The organism is Devosia sp. Z11_6 (assembly GCF_058133665.1).
Genome location: NZ_JBYUNQ010000003.1, coordinates 334,049 through 351,680, shown reverse-complemented (window position 1 = coordinate 351,680; position 17,632 = coordinate 334,049). Strand labels below are relative to the sequence as shown.

Annotated in this window: 19 protein-coding genes; 9 read left to right on the top strand and 10 right to left on the bottom strand. The window is 63.0% G+C overall.

Annotated features, from left to right (window positions below):
• Positions 1–3: 3 nt before the first annotated feature.
• The 7 genes from AC3YMN_RS11125 to AC3YMN_RS11095 all read right to left on the bottom strand — a co-directional run bounded on the left by AC3YMN_RS11125 (position 4) and on the right by AC3YMN_RS11095 (position 6,476).
• Positions 4–795, bottom strand: a complete 792-nt coding sequence (locus AC3YMN_RS11125; protein ID WP_489890029.1) for an ABC transporter ATP-binding protein — start codon at positions 793–795, stop codon at positions 4–6.
• Positions 792–1,592: an ABC transporter permease gene (locus AC3YMN_RS11120; protein ID WP_489890028.1), complete on the bottom strand. Its 801-nt coding sequence runs from the start codon at positions 1,590–1,592 to the stop codon at positions 792–794. The genes AC3YMN_RS11125 and AC3YMN_RS11120 overlap by 4 nt, the downstream gene beginning before the upstream one ends.
• Positions 1,593–1,799: 207 nt before the next feature.
• On the bottom strand, positions 1,800–2,798 hold the full coding sequence (locus AC3YMN_RS11115) for an N-acetylglucosamine-6-phosphate deacetylase (protein WP_489890027.1): 999 nt from the start codon (positions 2,796–2,798) through the stop codon (positions 1,800–1,802).
• Positions 2,798–3,544 (bottom strand): glucosamine-6-phosphate deaminase, encoded by a 747-nt coding sequence (locus AC3YMN_RS11110; RefSeq protein ID WP_489890026.1) that lies wholly within the window; start codon positions 3,542–3,544, stop codon positions 2,798–2,800. The genes AC3YMN_RS11115 and AC3YMN_RS11110 overlap by 1 nt, the downstream gene beginning before the upstream one ends.
• A gap of 59 nt (positions 3,545–3,603) precedes the next feature.
• Positions 3,604–4,428, bottom strand: a complete 825-nt coding sequence (locus AC3YMN_RS11105) for a DeoR/GlpR family DNA-binding transcription regulator (RefSeq protein WP_489890025.1) — start codon at positions 4,426–4,428, stop codon at positions 3,604–3,606.
• Positions 4,425–5,441, bottom strand: a complete 1,017-nt coding sequence (locus AC3YMN_RS11100; RefSeq protein WP_489890024.1) for a hypothetical protein — start codon at positions 5,439–5,441, stop codon at positions 4,425–4,427. The genes AC3YMN_RS11105 and AC3YMN_RS11100 overlap by 4 nt, the downstream gene beginning before the upstream one ends.
• 42 nt (positions 5,442–5,483) lie before the next feature.
• The gene (locus tag AC3YMN_RS11095; RefSeq protein WP_172123136.1) at positions 5,484–6,476 is read right to left on the bottom strand and encodes an extracellular solute-binding protein; all 993 of its coding nucleotides are present in this window, start codon (positions 6,474–6,476) and stop codon (positions 5,484–5,486) included.
• A gap of 124 nt (positions 6,477–6,600) precedes the next feature.
• Here AC3YMN_RS11095 and AC3YMN_RS11090 point away from each other — a divergent pair, with 124 nt between their 5' ends.
• From AC3YMN_RS11090 to AC3YMN_RS11065, 6 genes are all read left to right on the top strand, one after another.
• Entirely contained in the window at positions 6,601–7,659 is a 1,059-nt protein-coding gene (locus AC3YMN_RS11090; RefSeq protein WP_489890023.1) for an ABC transporter ATP-binding protein, read from the top strand.
• Entirely contained in the window at positions 7,656–9,305 is a 1,650-nt protein-coding gene (locus AC3YMN_RS11085; protein ID WP_489890022.1) for an ABC transporter permease, read from the top strand. Before AC3YMN_RS11090 ends, AC3YMN_RS11085 begins: the two co-directional genes overlap by 4 nt.
• 89 nt (positions 9,306–9,394) lie before the next feature.
• Positions 9,395–10,429 carry an extracellular solute-binding protein gene (locus AC3YMN_RS11080; RefSeq protein WP_489890021.1) on the top strand — a complete coding sequence of 345 codons (1,035 nt, stop codon included), beginning with the start codon at positions 9,395–9,397 and terminating at the stop codon, positions 10,427–10,429.
• 31 nt (positions 10,430–10,460) lie between these two features.
• A complete protein-coding gene (locus AC3YMN_RS11075; RefSeq protein WP_489890020.1) occupies positions 10,461–11,546 on the top strand; it encodes an ABC transporter ATP-binding protein in 1,086 nt (361 codons plus the stop codon).
• Positions 11,543–13,195 (top strand): ABC transporter permease, encoded by a 1,653-nt coding sequence (locus AC3YMN_RS11070; RefSeq protein ID WP_489890019.1) that lies wholly within the window; start codon positions 11,543–11,545, stop codon positions 13,193–13,195. The genes AC3YMN_RS11075 and AC3YMN_RS11070 overlap by 4 nt, the downstream gene beginning before the upstream one ends.
• Positions 13,196–13,320: 125 nt before the next feature.
• Positions 13,321–14,055, top strand: coding sequence for a Crp/Fnr family transcriptional regulator (locus AC3YMN_RS11065; protein WP_489890018.1), 735 nt, complete (start codon positions 13,321–13,323; stop codon positions 14,053–14,055).
• Here the strand turns inward: AC3YMN_RS11065 and AC3YMN_RS11060 are convergent.
• On the bottom strand, positions 14,052–14,291 hold the full coding sequence (locus tag AC3YMN_RS11060; protein WP_127752880.1) for a DUF6894 family protein: 240 nt from the start codon (positions 14,289–14,291) through the stop codon (positions 14,052–14,054). The two genes, AC3YMN_RS11065 and AC3YMN_RS11060, sit on opposite strands and share 4 nt — an antisense overlap.
• Before the next feature lie 343 nt (positions 14,292–14,634).
• Between AC3YMN_RS11060 and AC3YMN_RS11055 the strand changes: the two genes are divergently transcribed.
• Positions 14,635–14,856, top strand: a complete 222-nt coding sequence (locus AC3YMN_RS11055) for a hypothetical protein (RefSeq protein ID WP_127752881.1) — start codon at positions 14,635–14,637, stop codon at positions 14,854–14,856.
• Positions 14,857–14,967: 111 nt separating this feature from the next.
• On the opposite strand, the gene AC3YMN_RS11050 is transcribed toward AC3YMN_RS11055, so the two are convergent.
• Together AC3YMN_RS11050 and AC3YMN_RS11045 are read right to left on the bottom strand one after the other, a co-directional pair.
• Positions 14,968–15,192 carry a hypothetical protein gene (locus AC3YMN_RS11050; RefSeq protein WP_127752882.1) on the bottom strand — a complete coding sequence of 75 codons (225 nt, stop codon included), beginning with the start codon at positions 15,190–15,192 and terminating at the stop codon, positions 14,968–14,970.
• 174 nt (positions 15,193–15,366) lie between these two features.
• A complete protein-coding gene (locus AC3YMN_RS11045; protein WP_127752883.1) occupies positions 15,367–15,582 on the bottom strand; it encodes a cold-shock protein in 216 nt (71 codons plus the stop codon).
• Positions 15,583–15,906: 324 nt separating this feature from the next.
• Between AC3YMN_RS11045 and AC3YMN_RS11040 the strand changes: the two genes are divergently transcribed.
• Together AC3YMN_RS11040 and phnN are read left to right on the top strand one after the other, a co-directional pair.
• Positions 15,907–17,055, top strand: a complete 1,149-nt coding sequence (locus AC3YMN_RS11040; protein WP_489890017.1) for an alpha-D-ribose 1-methylphosphonate 5-triphosphate diphosphatase — start codon at positions 15,907–15,909, stop codon at positions 17,053–17,055.
• Positions 17,052–17,600 carry a phosphonate metabolism protein/1,5-bisphosphokinase (PRPP-forming) PhnN gene (gene phnN, locus AC3YMN_RS11035; RefSeq protein ID WP_489890016.1) on the top strand — a complete coding sequence of 183 codons (549 nt, stop codon included), beginning with the start codon at positions 17,052–17,054 and terminating at the stop codon, positions 17,598–17,600. The genes AC3YMN_RS11040 and phnN overlap by 4 nt, the downstream gene beginning before the upstream one ends.
• Positions 17,601–17,632 lie beyond the last annotated feature (32 nt).

Here is a 17,632-nt window from a genome sequence, read left to right as displayed (position 1 = left end):
GGCTTATTCCTCCTGGTTGTTGCTTTGGCCTGATCGTGTGTAGACGGCGTGCCAAACTTGGTTGCGGATTGCTGCAAATTGCGGTGACAGCCGGATCTCGTCGTTGCGCGGATAGGGCAGGTCGACCTCGATGATCTCCTGCAGCCGCCCGGGGCGCGAAGCCATGACCACCACCCGATTGGCGAGATAAACCGCCTCGTCCACATCATGGGTGATGAACATCACGGTGCGCCGCTCGCGCATCCAGGTGTCGAGCAGCTGGTTCTGCATCCGCACGCGCGTCAGGGCGTCGAGCGCACCGAAAGGCTCGTCCATCAGCAGCACCTGCGGATCCACCGCATAGGCCCGCGCAATAGCGCAGCGCTGCTTCATTCCGCCAGAAAGCTGCTTGGGCAGCGCATCGGCAAAATCCGAAAGGCCCACCAGTCCAATATAATGGTCCGAAATCCGCCGGCGCTCGGCCCGCTTCACGCCCTTGAGCTTGAGCCCGAATTCCACGTTCTGCCGCACCGTTAGCCAGGGAAACAGCGCATATTGCTGAAAGATCACCCCGCGCTCGGGCCCCGGTCCTTCCACCGCCTTGCCATCCACAAGGCACTGCCCGCTGCTGGGCTTGAGCAGACCCGCGGCAATGTTCATCGCCGTCGACTTGCCGCAGCCGGATGGGCCCACCACGGTGACGAACTCGCCATCGAACACCTGGAGGTTGAAGTTCTCCAGCGCCACAAAGCGCCCATCAGGTACGCCGAACACCCGTCCGACATCGCTGAAATCGATCTTGACCTCGGCGCTCAATGCTCAACCCTTTCCTGCCAGGAGGTCAGCCGACGCTCGAGAAACAGCACGATCCGATCCATGATCAGGCCCAGTATTCCTATCGTGATCAGCGACACAAAAATGACCGGCAGGTCGTAATAAAGCTGCCCTTGCTGCATGCGGAACCCCAGGCCCGATTGCGCCGCGATCAGTTCGGCGGCCACCAGCGTCGCCCATGCCGCGCCAAGACCAATGCGAAAGCCCACGAGGATGAACGGCGTCGAGGCCGGGATCACCACCTTGGTGAAGATCACCCAGTCATTGGCGCCGAGCACCCGGGCGGCATTGATGAAGGTTTTGTCGACATTGACCACGCCCTGATAGGTCGCGACCACGGAGGCCAGGAAGGAGGCGAGAAAGATCACGAAGATCTTGGGCGGCTCGTCGATGCCGAGGGTGACGATCGCCAAGGGGATGATCGCCAGCGGCGGAATCACCCGGAAGAACTGGATCCAAGGATCGATCAAGCCGCGCGCTACCCGATACCAGCCCATGAGAAAACCCACGGGAATGGCAAAGCAGATGCCCAGCAGGAACCCCGTCAGCACCCGGACAATGGAAGCTCTGACGTCATTGAATAACTGTCCGCTGCTGATCGCGGTGCCAAAGCGCTGCACCACCTGAACTGGGCCCGGCAGGGGTGTCGAGCCGCTCGCCGAATACAGCCACCAGATCCCGATCCCGACCACAAAGGAAATGGTGCCCAGCGCAAGATTGGAGCGCAGCAGGCCGCCGGGTTGCCCCGTCTCCGCTGCGGCTTCATTGTTCGTGGTCATCCAAGTCATCCCTGATAGCGAACTCCTTCAACCCGCCGCGGCCATCTCCAAGAGGCGCCGTTTTGGATTGCCGAAGTGCCTGTCCGACTCTCACCATCGGAACCGCAGCATCAGCTGTTGTGGCAGGAATGCTTGGAGGACGCCAGCGCGGCGCAGTCGCAGCTTATCGCGTGAGCCGGCCTTGATCCGGTGACGCGGACAATGGTTCTAAGACCTTCCAAGCACCCGCATTTCCCCGTCCCAGTCGATCTCGTCCGCCGGCAGGGCAATACCATGATGACTGGCGGCTGCAGCGATGGCGCGTCTTGGATTATCGGCGGCCATGATGATCGCGGTATCGAAGGAAGCGATGTTCCAGCGAACAACATTGCGGACCGCCTGATCCATCTCCAAAGCCGAACCGGCGAGATTGTCGTGCCCGGGGACCCGCACCACCCCATCAACATCGCGCTCTATGCTCATGCCCGCAAATTCGCACTGACCAGGCTCCGCCGCCGCAGCCAGCACGGCGTCGCTCACCAGGATGGATTTGTCGACGCCCTTCAGGCGAACCAAAGCGCGTAGCGCGTCCGGTGCAATATGATGCCCATCCGCGATGAAGCACGCCCAGAGCCCCTCGGCTCCCAGCTGTGCCAGCAGCGTATTGTTGAGCTTGGGCAAGTGCTGGGGCAAGCCATTGCCCAGATGGGTTGAGCAGCTGGCGCCTGCCGCTACCGCCATCTCGATCTGTGCGTAATCGGCCGCACTGTGCCCGATACTGACCGCGACCCCGGCGTTCTTGAGTGCGCGGATCGCTTCCTCGCTCCCTTGGCGCTCCGGCGCCAGCGTCACCATCAGGATCGGCCGCCCCAGCCGATCCGACAAGCCCTGAACCATCGCAGCATCGGGGTCGCGCATTGCGTCGGCGGGATGACACCCCTGGTAGCCCGCCTCTGCACGCAGGAACGGCCCTTCGAGATGATAGCCAGGAACCATGCTGGGGCCGAGCCGGCTGCTGCGGGTCGCCGCGTCAAGCGCTGCGAGCCGCTCGGCCAGTTGATCCGGATGCGCCGTGATGATCGTCGGCAAACACCCGGTAACCCCGGCCTTGCGCATCGCCGCCAGGGCATGATCGAGGGCGTCCGGTGTAATCGCGGGATCGTTGAAGTCGACCCCGGCATAGCCGTTCACCTGCAGGTCAAACAGCCCGAGCGTGGTGATCGTCATCAGCCATGCACGGGACGCAGCAGGGACGCTGCGGCCGGGTCCAGATAAAGGCTGGCACTGGGATGCTGCTGAACAATCGAGGCGGGGAACAGGTTCGAGACCGGCCCCTCCACCGCGGCCTGCACCGCCTTGGCCTTGCGCTCATCAGGCACTGCAAGGATCAGTGCTTCGCACGCCATGATGCGCTTGATGCTCATGGAGATGGCACGGGTGGGCACGGCCTCCAAGGTCTCGAACCAGCCTTCGCCGAACTGCTGTTGCCGGCACTCCCGATCGAGCTCCACCACGAGATAGGGCTGGTCGTAATCGAAGTTCGCCGGTGGGTCATTGAACGCGAGGTGGCAATTCTCCCCGATCCCGGCAAAGCATACATCGATCCGCAGGCCGGCCAGGGCCCCGTTGAGGCGCGCCAGTTCAGCATCAAGATCAGCGGCATCGGCGTTGATGGGGAGGAACGACTTGTAGCCGGGCAGGCGATCCAGGAGCCGCTCGCGCAGATAACGCCGGAAGCTCGCCCCATGCGTCACTGGCAGGCCGACATATTCATCCAGATGATAAAAGCTGACTGCCGACCAGTCGATTTTGGCCTGCAGCAGCTGTTCCAGCATCTCGAACTGGCTGGCGCCTGTCGCCAGCACCACATGCGCCTCGCCATGCTGCGCTATCGCCTCGCGGATCACGCGGGCACCATGTTCGGCGGCAGCCGCACCCAGCGCGGGCTTATCGGGGCAAATGGAAATCTTCACTGCAAACTCCGGCGAAAAGGGCAGGGATGGGAGCGGTTACGCCTGCGCAATGGCAATGCTCAGTCAAGCGCGATAACCCGCAAGCCGGCAAGCACTGCCGGATCATCAAAGCGCTCCTTGGGATCGCCATTCGTGATCAGCACGTCCACATCGGCCAGTTGGGTCACCACATGCGGCGCGCGGCGGCCGAACTTTTCGTCATGGGCCATCAGGATCACTTGCCGCGAATGGGGCAGGATGGCCCGCACCAGCTCGACCTCCATCGGGTCGAACTCCTGCACGACCCCATCACGATCGATGGCGCTGGCGCCGATCACCGCCAGGTCGAACTTGAACCGGTGCCGGCTTTCATCGGCCACCGTGAGCACCGAGGAGTCCTTGTTGCGCACATAGCCGCCATAGACATAAACCGTGGCATCGGTCTTGAGCGCGCAGGAATGCGCCACTTCGAGGTTCGGTGTGGCGATCAGCACGCCGGGATGGCGTGCCAGCACTTCATGAAGAGAATCGAACGTCGTCCCCAGCCCCACGAAAATGGTCGCGCCGGGCGTCAGGAACTCCTCGAGCGCCAGCACCAGCCGGCGCTTGACCGCCACACCAACCGCATGACGCTCGTCATGGGTATGATGCGCCACGCCGGGGGACGCGAACGCGCCGCCAAAGCCCTTTTGCAGCAGCCCCTCGGTTTCGAGCGTGCGCAGATCCCGGCGGATCGTCTGGTAGGTCACGTCGAACCGCGCTGCCAGCTCGGCCACAGAAGCCGCGCCATTGGCCCGCACCGCCTCCAGGATCGCCTGCCGCCGCTCGCCCGCCCGGATATTGCCCCCCGCGCCCGCTTCGGCATCGGTTTGCGGATGCAGCCGGGGCGCGTTCTCGCCGCTCATTTCAGCCGCACACCCAGATAGCTGCGGTCATCGGTCAGCTGCAGGGCCGTAGTGCCCTTGGTGCTCATATAGGGGCCGATCTTGTGCAGATCCTCTGCCTCCACTTCCTCGAAGGCGGCTTCCCAGGATGCCACGCCGAACTCGGCGCCCATCTTGAAATAGCCGTCCGAGAACAGCTCGATGGTCTCGACCTCGGCCAGCGGATAGCTGCGCGTCTCGATGAAGCGCTTGGGCACGGCAAAGCCATCCAGTCCGCCATAACCCAGCACCGGCTCGGTGACATTGGAGAATTGGCCCTGACCGTGGGAAATCCCGTGCTGGATCAGCACCAGGATTTCAGCCTCGGGCACGCTGGGCAGGTGCTGCCGGCAGGCGCTGAGGGCGCTCTGCTCAATTGCCTCCACGATTTCGGGCGCGGCGGTGACAGTGCCCGCCTGCTGGTTGCGCGTGCCCTGCCAGGTCATGGCCGCGGCATGCTTGTCGCACTCCTCGAGGGAAGCGCCCCGCTGTTCGAAATAGCGCCAGGTCTCGCGCCGGAGGATTGCCGTCACATCGTCGAGGGGCTTGAGCACCTGCAGCGTATCGTGGCCGTTGATGCGAATACCGCTATCGCCAACCGCCACAACTTCCAGCCGGTCGCCAACGAGCAGCGCGGCCATCACTGTGCAGCCGCCCCGCAGCTTCCAGTCCGCTTCCACGGCCTCGAGCGCCCCGTGCTGGGCATAGCCCGCATGGATCGCCTTGCCGAGATAATCGACGATATGCTCGCCGCCCTGGAACTGCAGGTCCGGCTGGTCCGGCTGGCCTTGCGCCAGCAGGAAGACTTCAATGGCCCGCTTGACGGTGCGCGAGGCAAACTGCCCCGACAGCATGCCGCCAAAACGGGTGCCATTGCGATCGGTCACGCCGTCGATGACGGCGTAACCAAGGTTCGGCATGATTACGAGGCTGTCTTCATTGGTCTCCGGCTGGCCAAATTTCTTGCCCAACGTAAAAGCTTCAAGCTGCCGCATGTAATCCTGCTCTAGTCGTGTTTTTCGGTGTGGTGGGCCGGCTTATTCGCCGATGGCCGTCCGCCACTTGGCCAGTACGTCCTCGGCGCCGCCGAACTCGCTGAGCGGCTTGACATTGACGAGGGTCAGATCGGCCAGGTTCGGCGTGCCGGCCGGGCCTTCAACGTCAAGGCGCACCGAGCGGCGGCCGATATCCATGGCGAGCTTTTCCTGGGTCGACTTGGACATGGCCCAGTCGATAAACGCCTTGCCGCCTTCTGGATTGGGGCTGTTCTTGACCAGCGCCACGCCATCGGGGGTCGCTGCCGTGCCATCGGTCAGGTGCACGATCGAGATCGGTGCGCCGCCCTGCACATATTCCAGCGCATTGTCTTCGAGGGTCAGGCCCATTGCGGTTTCGCCATCGGCCACAAAGCGCGGCACGGCGCCCGAGCTATCGGCGAACACGAAGTTCTTGGCGATCTCGGCATACTTGTCCCAGCCTTCGTCACCAAAGACGGTGAGGACGGTCTGCAACTGCTGCATGGCCGAACCCGAACCATCGGCGCGGGCCGTGGCGATCTGGCCGGACCATTTGGGATCGGCAAGCTCAGCCCAGGTCTTGGGTGCCGATTCGAGCGGCTGCAGGTCGGTGTTGACCGCCAGCACATAAACAACGGCGGTGTAGGGGGTCCAGGCGGGATCCTTGACGAACTGCGGATCGATCTGGTCAGCCTCGGGGGGCGTATAGGGCTCCAGCAGATCGCTGAGCTCGGTCAGCTGGCTGCCCGAGATGGACCAGATTACGTCTGCGGCCGGTGCGCCCGCTTCGGCCTGCACGCGCTTGGCGATATCGCCCGAACCGAGCTTGACCACTTCGGCCTTGAGGCCGGTTTCCTGCTCGAAGATCGGCAGCAGCGTATCGACGATCGATGACTTGTGGGCGGTGTAGATCACCACCGAGCCGTCCTGGGCCAGCGCCAGCGAGGTCATGCTGGTCGAGGCGATCAGGGCCGCGGCCGACAGTGCCAGGAATGTACGTTTGCGAATGCTCATTCGAATCCTCCGGTTCGTTCTTAAACATTTTTCGGGTGAGATGATCCTGAACTACGCTGAAAGATGTTGCAATACGAAACTAGGCCGGTGTCATATGTGACAACGCAGTCCGGGAGGAGCAGGCATGAGTTATCTTGAGGTCCGCAACGCTACCAAGCAGTTCGGATCCACTTTCACGGCATTGGCCGGCGTTTCCATTGCGGTTGAACGCGGCGAGTTCTTCACTCTTCTGGGCCCGAGCGGCTGCGGCAAGACTACCCTGTTGCGCGCCATCGCCGGCTTCAATGACCTGTCATCAGGCGAGATCACCCTGGACGGCGCCAATCTGCGCGTCGTGCCTCCGCATCAGCGCGATATCGGCATGGTCTTCCAGGACTATGCGGTGTTCCCCCATCTCAGCGTCTTCGACAACGTCGCTTTCGGCCTCAAGCCCCGGAAGGTGCCGGCCGCCGAGATCAAGGCCCGTGTGACCACCGCGCTTGAAGCCGTACGGCTCGGCGCCATGGCGGAGCGCCTTCCCGCCGCCATGTCGGGCGGCCAGCAGCAGCGCATCGGCTTGGCGCGCGCCATGGTCATCAATCCGCGCCTGCTGCTCATGGATGAGCCCCTGTCCAATCTCGACGCCAAGCTGCGCATCGAGCTGCGCGAGGAGATTCGCGACATCCAGAAGCAGGTCGATATCGCCACCATCTATGTGACCCATGATCAGGAAGAGGCGCTCGCGATCTCGGACCGCATCTGCGTTATGAGCGCGGGCAAGATCGAGCAGATCGGCACGCCCCAGCAGATCTATGGCGATCCGCAGACCAGTTTTGTCGCCCAGTTTGTGGGCACCCTCAACATCTTCACCCCGGGCGATGCGATCAATGTGCTCGTCGCCCAGCTAGGCCTGTCCAACGAAGGCGTCGCCAACTGGACCATCCGCCCGGAACGTCTCGCCCTTGGGAACGGCACCGAGCCGGCCTCTGCCCAAACCGCTACGCTGCCCGGCACCGTGACCAAATACACCTATCTCGGGCGCGAGGCTCATGTGCAGGTGGAAACCCCGGCTGGCGTTGTCATCGTTCAGCTGGCCGATCCCGGCATGGCGGCGACCAGGCAGGCGGGCGAAACGGTCTCGGTTCTGGTGCCGCGTGATGCCCTCATGGCGTTCCGCGCCGATGGCACGAGGATCCAGCAATGACCCTGCTGCAGCGCCTCAATTTCTGGTCCGTGGTGATGATTCTCACCTGGGTCCTGCTGTTTGTGCTGCTGTTCATTCCCGTGGGCTCGGTCCTGGTGTCGAGCCTTTATGATCAGTCCGGCAATCTGACCATCGCCAATTACCTCAAGTTCCTTGGGGAACCGCGATTCCGGCAGGCCTTCGTCAACACGCTGGTGGTGGGCTTTGGCGGCCTTTTTGGCGCGCTGCTGCTCGGCTCCATCATGGCCTTTTGCGTGTCGCGCTTTGTTATTCGCGGCGGCAAGTTCGTCTCGCTCCTGGCCATTCTCGCGCTCGTCTCGCCGCCCTTTATCGGCGCCTATTCCTGGATCGTGCTGTTCGGGGCAGGGGGCGTGGTGCGCGGCTGGCTGCGCGAAGTGGGGATCACCATGCCGCCCATCTACGGGCTGGGCGGCATCCTCATCGTCTTCTCGCTCAAGTTCTACCCTTACGTTTATCTCATGGTCTCGGGCGCGCTCAGCAACGTCAATCGCTCGCTTGAAGAAGCAGCCGAAGGCCTGGGGCTAACCCCTTGGCAGCGCACTATGCAGATCTCGTTCCCGATGGTGTTCCCGGCCTTGACGGCTGGTGGGCTGCTCGCCCTCATCCACGCCATCGCCGATTTCGGCACGCCGCGTCTTCTCGGCCGTGGCTACAACGTTCTCGCTACCGAAGCCTTCACCCTCTATTCGGCCGAAGTGGGCTCCAACATGTCCATGGCCACCACGATCAGCGTCGTGCTGATTCTGGTGTCGATGGTCTTCGTCATGCTCCAGCGCTACATGTCGCGCCGCAATGTTTATCATGGCAACATGATCAACAAGCCGACCCGCATACAGCTCAAGGGCTGGCGCAATGTCCTGGCGCATTTTGCCGTCTACTCCATTGGCCTGTGCGGTGCGATGCCGGTCATCATCTCGGTGATCTATTCCTTCCGCAAAACCAACGGCCCGGTGTTCCAGCAGGGCTTTGCCCTCCAGAGCTATGAACGCATCCTGTTCAACCTCGGCGATGTCGTGCGCAACTCGCTCACCTTCTCGGTGGCAGCGGTTGTTCTGATCGTCATGGTCGGCACCGTGGTCGGCGTACTGGTGGCGCGGCGCACCAATCTCAACACCGCGCTGCTCGATGGGGCCTTCATGGTCCCCTATGTGATGCCCGGCATTGTCATCGGCATTGCCTTCATCGCCGCCTTCAACACTGGCCCCATTGTTCTGACCGGGACGGCCGCGATCATCATCCTGTCGATCTTCATCCGGCGGCTGCCCTACACGGTCCGCACCACCGCTTCCTCGCTGCGACAAATTTCCCCCAGCATGGAGGAAGCCGCGGTATCGCTCGGCTACAGCCCCTTCCAGGCATTTCTGCGCATCACCGTGCCGCTGATCGTCCCCGGCATCATCGCCGGCGGCATGCTCAGCTTCGTCACTGCGATCAACGAGCTGTCGTCCTCGCTCGTCCTTTATGTCGGCAGCACCATGACCATGCCGGTGCGCATTTACCTTCTGATCCTCGACGGTGATTTCGGCACCGCCGCGGCCCTCTCGACCGTGTTGCTGCTGTTGAGCGGCTGCGCCGTTTACATCGCGTTCCGCTTCATGGGCCGCAATGAACAGGCACTGCTGTGACATCTGTGCAGCTTGACCATCTCACCGGGCAGGGGCCTTTGCGCCCCAGCTTCATCTACTTGCCCCGCATCCAAGCAAAGGATCGCTCTATGAACCGCACCTCCATGATCAGCGTGTCAGCTCTCGCCCTGGCTCTCGGCATATCCAGCCTTGCCGCGCTGCCTGTGCTCGCCCAGGAAGACATCTCGGGCTCGACCCTGGTTGTCTACACGCCCAATGAAGAAGGCATGCTCGACAGCCTCATCCCGGTCTTCGAGGACCAGACCGGCGTTGAAGTGCAGCTGATCACCGCCGGCACCGGTGAGCTCTACCAGCGCATCGGCAGCGAAGCGGGCAATCCGCAGGGCGATGTGATGTTCGGTGGCGGCGCCGCCCAGGCCAATGCCAATCAGGAACTCTGGGCCGAGTATGTCTCGCCGGGCGATGCCGAGATGGTCGAAGCGGGCAAGAACACCACCGGCTTCTTCACTCCCTATCAGGCCGATGGCTCGAACCTGCTGGTCAACACCGAAGCGGCCGCGAAGGCCGGCGTCGAGATCGACAGCTATGCCGATCTGCTCGCCCCCGAGCTCAAGGGCAAGATCGCCTTTGGCGATCCCACGGCCTCCTCTTCCGCCTTCGCCCAGCTTACCAATATGCTCAAGGCCGTCGGCGGCGATTATGAATCCGACAAGGGCTGGGACTTCGTCCGCTCGCTCGTGACCCAGCTCGATGGCATCACCATCGGCTCCTCGAGCCAGGTGGCCCAGGACGTCGCCAATGGCGAATACATTGTCGGCCTGACCTATGAGCCGCTCTCGTTCAACTTCGTCCAGAGCGGCGCTCCCGTCGAGATCGTCTACCCCGAAGAAGGCGCGGCCTTCCTGCCCGCGACCGTCCAGGTCATCAAGGGCGGCCCCAATGAGGCGGCTGCCCAGGCCTTCATCGACTTCGTGATCACCGAAGAAGGCCAGACCATCATTGCCGAGCAGACCGCCGGCCGTCCCCTGCGTGAAGGCGTCGACAAGCCAGGCCTGCCGGCGCTCGCTGATATCCCGACCGTGCAGGAAGATGGTGCCTATGTCGCGGCCCATCGCGACGAGATCGTCGCCAAGTACAAGTCCATCCTCGAGGAACAGTTTTAATGCCTGATGGCATCAACCAGGGGGCAGCGCGGTGACCAGTATTGCGCTGCGCTCGCTCCGCAAGGAGTACAACAACCAGGTCGCGATCCCCGATCTCGACCTGGACATTGCCGATGGCGAGTTCTTCACGCTGCTGGGTCCCTCCGGTTGCGGCAAGACCACGCTGTTGCGCATGATCGCCGGCTTCAACTCCATTGAATCCGGCACCATTTCGTTCGACGGCGCGGTGATCAATGATCGCCCGCCGGCGGCGCGAAACATCGGCATGGTGTTCCAGAACTATGCCTTGTTCCCACAGATGACGGCGGCCAAGAACGTCGCCTTTGGTTTGCAGACCCGCAATGTCGAAAAAGCCGAGATGGCCCGCCGCGTCGAAGCCGCGCTCGCTTCCGTACACATGGCCCATCTCAAGGACCGGCTGCCCGGCGCCATGTCCGGCGGCCAGCAACAGCGCGTTGCCCTGGCCCGTGCCCTCGTGATCCAGCCCGCCGTGCTGCTGATGGACGAACCCCTGTCCAATCTCGACGCCAAGCTGCGCGTTGAAATGCGCGACACCATCCGCCAGGCCCAGCGCGAAGCGGGGATCACCACCGTCTACGTGACCCACGACCAGGAAGAAGCCATGGCCGTGTCCGACCGCATCGCCGTGATGCATCAGGGCATCGTGCAGCAGGTCGGCACGCCCGCCCAGATCTATCGCCATCCGGCCAACCGCTTCGTTGCCGAATTCATCGGCAAGACTAATCTGCTCACCCGCGATCTGCGCCGCGTTGACGGACGCGCCCTGATCGATCTCGGTGATGGCGAACCCCTCGACATCACTGCTGCCGTCAACGACACCGCCACCGGCACCGTCGAAGTCTCGGTGCGCCCCGAAGCCGTGCGTGCCGCCGCAACCGGCCTGCCGGCCGAGATCGTCGAGGAAACTTTCCTTGGCTCCCACTCCCAGGTCCAGGCGCGTCTCCGGAGCGGGGAAACCGTGGAGTTCCTCGAATTCTCCCGCCGCTCCTCGCAGTGGACGCGTGGCGAGCAGGTCTTCCTGCAGTTCGACCGCGACATGCTGACCTTCTTTGATGCGCAAACCGGCACCTCCATCAGCAATGGAGCCCAGCAGTGAAGCTCGCCGGCGATCGTCTCGACGGCTGGACGGCCATCGCACTGACCCTCACCGGCGGCTACCTGCTCATGGTGATCTGGCCGCTCGTGATCGTGCTGATCAACAGCGTCAGCGCTGGCGGCGAGTTCTCGCTTGCCGGCTTTGCGACCTTTTTCTCCTCGCGCCTTTATTACGGTACCCTGGTCAACAGCCTGCTCGTGACCGTCTGCGTCACCATCCTGGCGCTGGCCGTGGCGTTCCCGCTCGCTTACTTCATGACCATGTTCCGCATCCGCGGCAATCGCACCGTGCAGATGCTGATCCTGGCCTCCATGATGTCCCCGCCCTTCATCGGGGCTTATTCCTGGATCCTACTGCTGGGCAACAACGGCATGATCACCCGCTGGCTCGAAAGTACTTTCGGCGTCGAATCGCCCAGCATCTATGGCTTTCCCGGCATTGTCCTGGTGCTCACGCTCCAGCTCGTGCCGCTGATCTTCACCTATCTGATGGGCGCCTGGCGCACCATTGATGTGTCGCTGCTCGAGGCGTCCGAAAGCATGGGCATCACCGGCTGGCGTCGCGCCATGCAGGTGATCTCGCCGCTGCTGCTTCCCACCGTGCTGGCCGGCAGCCTACTGGTGTTCGTGCGCGCCTTTGCCGATTTCGGCACCCCGATGCTGATCGGGCAGGGATTCCGCACCATTCCCGTGCTCATCTACAGCTCCTTTGTGGGCGAGGTCAGCATCGACAAGAGCTTTGCCGCCGCAGTGGCCGTCATCGTCATCCTGGTGACGCTTACGGTCTTCCTCGTGCAAAAAGTGCTGGTGGATCGCCGGCAGTTCTCGATGACCGCACTGCGCTCCATCGAGGCGCGCAAGCTTCCAGGCTGGCGCGGCGTTGCCGTGCATGCCTATGTCTATGGCTTCCTGGTTCTCGCCTTGGCGCCGCTCGCAGTTGTCGTGGTCAGCTCGTTCCGCAAGACGCTCTACGGTCAGTTCGTGGCCGGCTGGACCCTCGACAGCTATACCGACGCCCGCCGCGACATCTTCCGCTATATCGGCAACACCTTCGGCATTGGCCTGACCGCGCTGGTCATCCTCGTCGTCATCGCCGTGCTGGTTGCCTATCTCACCGTGCGGCGCAAGGGTGCCCTCAGCAATACGCTCGATACCATGACCATGGTGCCCTATGTGGTGCCCGGTCTCATCATCGGCATTGCTCTCGTCACCGCCTTCAGTCAGGGCCCGCTGGTGCTCACCGGCACTTTCGCCATCATGGTGATCGCGCTGACCATCCGGCGCCTGCCTTATGCCGTGCGCTCCACCACCGCGCTCATGCACCAGATCAGCCCCAGCATCGAGGAAGCGGCCATCAGCCTCGGCGCCTCCAAGTTCCGCACGCTGGTCCGGGTGATCGTGCCCGCGCTCGCGCCCGGCATCATGTCGGGTGCGGTGCTGAGCTGGGTGACCATCATCACTGAGCTCAGCACCACGCTGTTCCTCTACAACACCTCGACGCAAACGCTCTCGCTGGGCATCTACGCCCAGGTGATCCGCGGCCAGCTCGGCACCGCCGCCGCCTTGTCGACGATCCTGCTGGCTTTGACCATGCTGTCGCTGTTCCTGCTGATGCGCCTGCCGGGCGGTCACAAGGAACTGCGCGTTTAACTCGGTCGAGCTGGCGGCAAGCTGTCCGCCAGTTCACGCTCCCCAGCATGATTGCCTTGGTTGCGTGCTGCAACTAGGCTAACCCTCTGGTCGGCGCTGTTTGTCCGCGCTGCCCGGGGGATCCCATGAAAGCAGAAACCGGCAACCTGTTCCGTAAGCTGGAAGCCATTGGCGAACTGACCGAGGAGATGAAGGCGGCGATCGACGCCATGCCCCTCCAGGTCAAGTCTCTGGCCAAGGGTGAGCACGTCGTCAGCGATGGCGAAATCTCCCGGCATAGTTGCCTGCTGCTCGAAGGCATGCTGCACCGCAGCAAGCTGACGCCCCAGGGCAATCGGCAGATCCTTTCCATCCACATCCCGGGGGATGTGCCCGATCTGCACAGCTACCATCTCAAGAAGATGGACCATGACCTGGTGGCAACGGTCGACTGCCAGGTAGCCTTGATCGCCCATGAGGACATCGGGCGGGCTATCCACGCCAGCCCGGCGCTGAGCGACCTTCTCTGGCGCGAAACCCTTATCGATGCCGCCACCTTCCGCGCCTGGATGACCATGATTGGCCAAACCCAGACGCTTGCCCGTGTCGCCCATATCCTGTGCGAGCTTTATGTCCGCTGGGAGATGATCGGCGACCTCGAAGGCGGGCCTTTTCCGTTCCCGCTAAGCCAGGACGAAGTGGCCGATGTGATCGGCGCCAGCATTGTCCTAGCCAGCCATAGCTTGCAGGGCTTGCAGCAGCGCGGATTGGTCAGCCTGGAGGGGGGCAAGGCGACCGTGCTTGATTGGCCCGCCCTGCGCGACCTCGCGCAGTTCGAACCCGCCTACCTCTATTACCTCCACGAGACCCGCAGGCGCTAAGCCTGGCCCGGCCGCTTGATCGTCAAGCTGATGGAGAGCTCCAGCAGTCGCTCCTGGTGCTCGTCTCGCACCCACATGGTGATGCTGCCCGGCGGCGAGGTGGGAATCAAATCGCGCACCATCTCGGCCAGCGCCTTCACAGCCTCATCCTCCGCGGCCTGTTCGTCCCGCAGGTTCGTGCCTTCCGAGTCTTCGTGGAAGCTCCCGTCATCGACGTCGAAAAAGAAGCGCTGCATCACAAAGGCACCCTGTGTAGCCCGTCAACGAAGATGGAGCAGGCCAGTTGCTGAATTAACCTGTGCCGGGCTCGGGTCTTTGCACCGCGCCAAGCAAGCTTGTGCGGCTAAGGTCCTGATTATTCTCCTATCGTGAAATCCGGCCACTGCCCATGATTTAGGTCAAGCAATCGTGAGCCGCAAAGTGATACCAATAACGGGGCTCCGAAGCGGTGCTCGCCGCCGCGGGTGCTTTGCCCAGCTTGGGCTTTCCTGTGGGCAACTTATGGTTTCGCAACTCTTGCGGGTGACGCCGAACCGCCAAAAGCGCACTGTGCCGAGGCAACGCACCGGGGCCGATACGATGCACCTGCTACCCCACACCATGCAGACCATTCTCGACGAGCAACCCGCATCAGCCGATTCGGTGACGGCGCAAGCAGTGTCGCGGCTCGAGCAGCGCTTTGGGATGACGGCAGCGATGTCGCTCAATGCCCGGCTGCTGGCCGAGGCACTCAATGCCGCCCTTTCCGATCCCCACACCCGCAGCCTCTTGCAGGCACCAGGCACGGCCGGCGCGGTTTAACGCTGGCCCGACCGGCGCTCCAACGGCAAAAGCGCCCCGCAGAAGCCTGCAAGGCGCTGAACAGCACGGCAATGGATGTTATCGGGGGCGGAGCCCTCTGCAGGCTGGGGCTTAAAGCCCCTGCAGATCAGCCTCGGCGACGACGCGCTCGCGACCGTCGGAATCATCGTGGACGCGGTACTGAAATTCGCGGCCTTCAAAGGGCAGCAGGCGCAGCACGACGCATGGCGTCGCCGCCTTGCCTGCGCGCACATTGCTCAGCAGCATCAGCCGATCGCCGGTGCTGTAGAGATGGTTGACCTGGCGGGCCACGGGGGCAGGGATGCTACGGGCCATCGGCGCAACATTATCAGTCACCGCAGGCACAGGGGCAGCAGCTGCGGAACCCCGGCTGCGCTTCATTGGCACTGCGATACTTTTCAAGTTAGCCGACACAAGAGCACTCCCGCCTGGAACAAAACAAACACCGGGATGTGCCAGGCGGCGCACCCCGGTGCTAAAGTCTTGGGCTTAGCTCAGCAGCGACAGATTGGCTGCCGAAACCTTGCCGTCACGACCGGTTTCCAGTTCGTAGGAAACCTTGTCGTTTTCATACAGGCCCTGCAGGCCCGAACGCTCTACTGCCGAGATGTGGACGAAAGCGTCCTTGCTGCCATCTTCAGGCGAAATAAAGCCGAAGCCCTTGGTGGTGTTGAAGAATTTTACGGTACCATTGATGGTTGCCATGATGAAGTCCTTTGAAAGCCCGAAGCACATGCAAGCGAGCGCTCCCTTGGGCGACATGCGCAAGGGTGATAACGTTCGCAAGAAAGAGAAGGGAGCCAGGGCCCGGAGAACCGGAAGATCAGGCAGCCGACGATTGGCTGTAAACGTGTAACCCTTGTATGACAGTCAATGGTGTTCAAAGCAAGGCCGCATGTCCGCCGCGCCAATCCGGGCCAGTTTGGCCCCGGGAAGCCGCTGGCGCTTTAAAGGCTGGCGACATGCCGGCGGCCCAACTACCATCATAATATTCCGGCCTTCTTCCGGCTTTTCAGTGCGGACCTTTCCATGACCACAGCCTTCCCGGCAGACCTTGTTCTCAACAATGCACGTATGGTGCTGGCCGATGAGGTGATCCAGGGTTCCCTTCGTGTTGTGGACGGGCATATCGCCGAGATCGGCACCGTCAGTGCATCCGGCACGGACCTGGAGGGGGACTACCTGATCCCCGGTCTCGTGGAACTCCATACCGACCATCTCGAAACCCATTACGCCCCGCGTCCCCGCGTGCGCTGGAACCCAGTGGCGGCAGTGCAGGCCCATGATGCCCAGATTGCCGCTTCCGGCATCACCACCGTGCTCGATGCCATTCGCGTTGGCACCGACGAGCACGCCGATGTCGGCCTGGATGAGTCGCGCATTCTGGCCGGGGCGATTGGGGCAGGGACGCGGGCAGGGCGCCTGCGCGCCGAACATCACGTCCATCTGCGCTGCGAGGTTTCCGCACCCGACTGCCTTGAGAGCTTTTTGCAGGTGATGGACGATCCCCAGGTGCGCTTGGCATCGTTGATGGACCACGCGCCCGGCCAGCGCCAATTCGTCAAGGAAGAGGTTTATAAGTCCTATTACCAGGGCAAGCTCAAGCTCAGCGACGCCGCGCTCGAGGAGTTCACCACTCGGCGCAACATCGAATCGCAAACCTTTGCCGGCCGCCACCGCCGCGCCATTGCCGATCTGTGCCAAAGCCGCGGCATCGTCCTAGCCAGCCACGACGACGCGACGTCAGACCATGTGGAAGAAGCGGTGACGCTCGGCACCCATATCGCCGAATTTCCCACCACGCTGGATGCGGCGCGCGCCTCCCGCGAGGCCGGCATGGCGATCCTGATGGGCGGGCCCAATGTGGTGCGCGGTAGCTCCCACTCCGGCAATGTCTCGGCCCGCGCGCTGGCCGCTGCCGACCTGCTCGACATCATCTCCTCCGACTACATCCCGTTCAGCATGTTGCAGGCCGCCTTTGCCCTCGCCGACGGCCCCGAAGGGGTGAGCTTGCCCAAGGCTGTGCAACTGGTCACCAAGCGTCCGGCCGCCGCCATCGGCTTTGATGACCGCGGCGAGATCGCCGTCGGCAAGCGCGCCGACCTGGTGCATCTGCGCATCGAAGACGGCATCCCGATCGTCCTGACCGTCTGGCGCCAAGGTCGCCGGGTGGTATGACCGGCACCTTCGTCGCCGTTGTCGGCCCCAGTGGCGTCGGCAAGGACAGTCTGATCCGCTTCGCCCGCGATCGGCTGGGCGACAAGATCTGTTTCGTACGCCGGGTCGTTACCCGCAGCGCCGATGGCAATGCCGAGGATCACGACACGCTTGATCCCGAAGGTTTCATGGCCGCCGAAGCCCGCGGCGATTTCGCGCTTAGCTGGGCTGCCCACGGCCTGCGCTACGGTCTTCCGGTCGCGCTGGAACATGAACTCGCCAGTGGCCGGGTCGTCGTCGCCAATCTCTCCCGCGGCGTGTTGCCAGCGCTGCTGCAGCGCTATCCCACCGCGGTGGTCGTCTCCGTGGTGGCGGATCGCCCGGTGATCGCCGAGCGGCTCCTGCGCCGCGGCCGGGAATCACCGGCCTCCGTGGAGCGACGCCTCGCGCGCCGGATCGAGTGCGACACGCTGCCCGCCGACGCCGTCGTCATTGACAATTCGGGTGAGCTTTCCGTTGCCGGCGCTCAGTTCGTGACGCTGCTGCAAGAGCTCGGCGGGCGGTGAACTAAGCTATAGTAAGTACGGGAAAGTCCAGC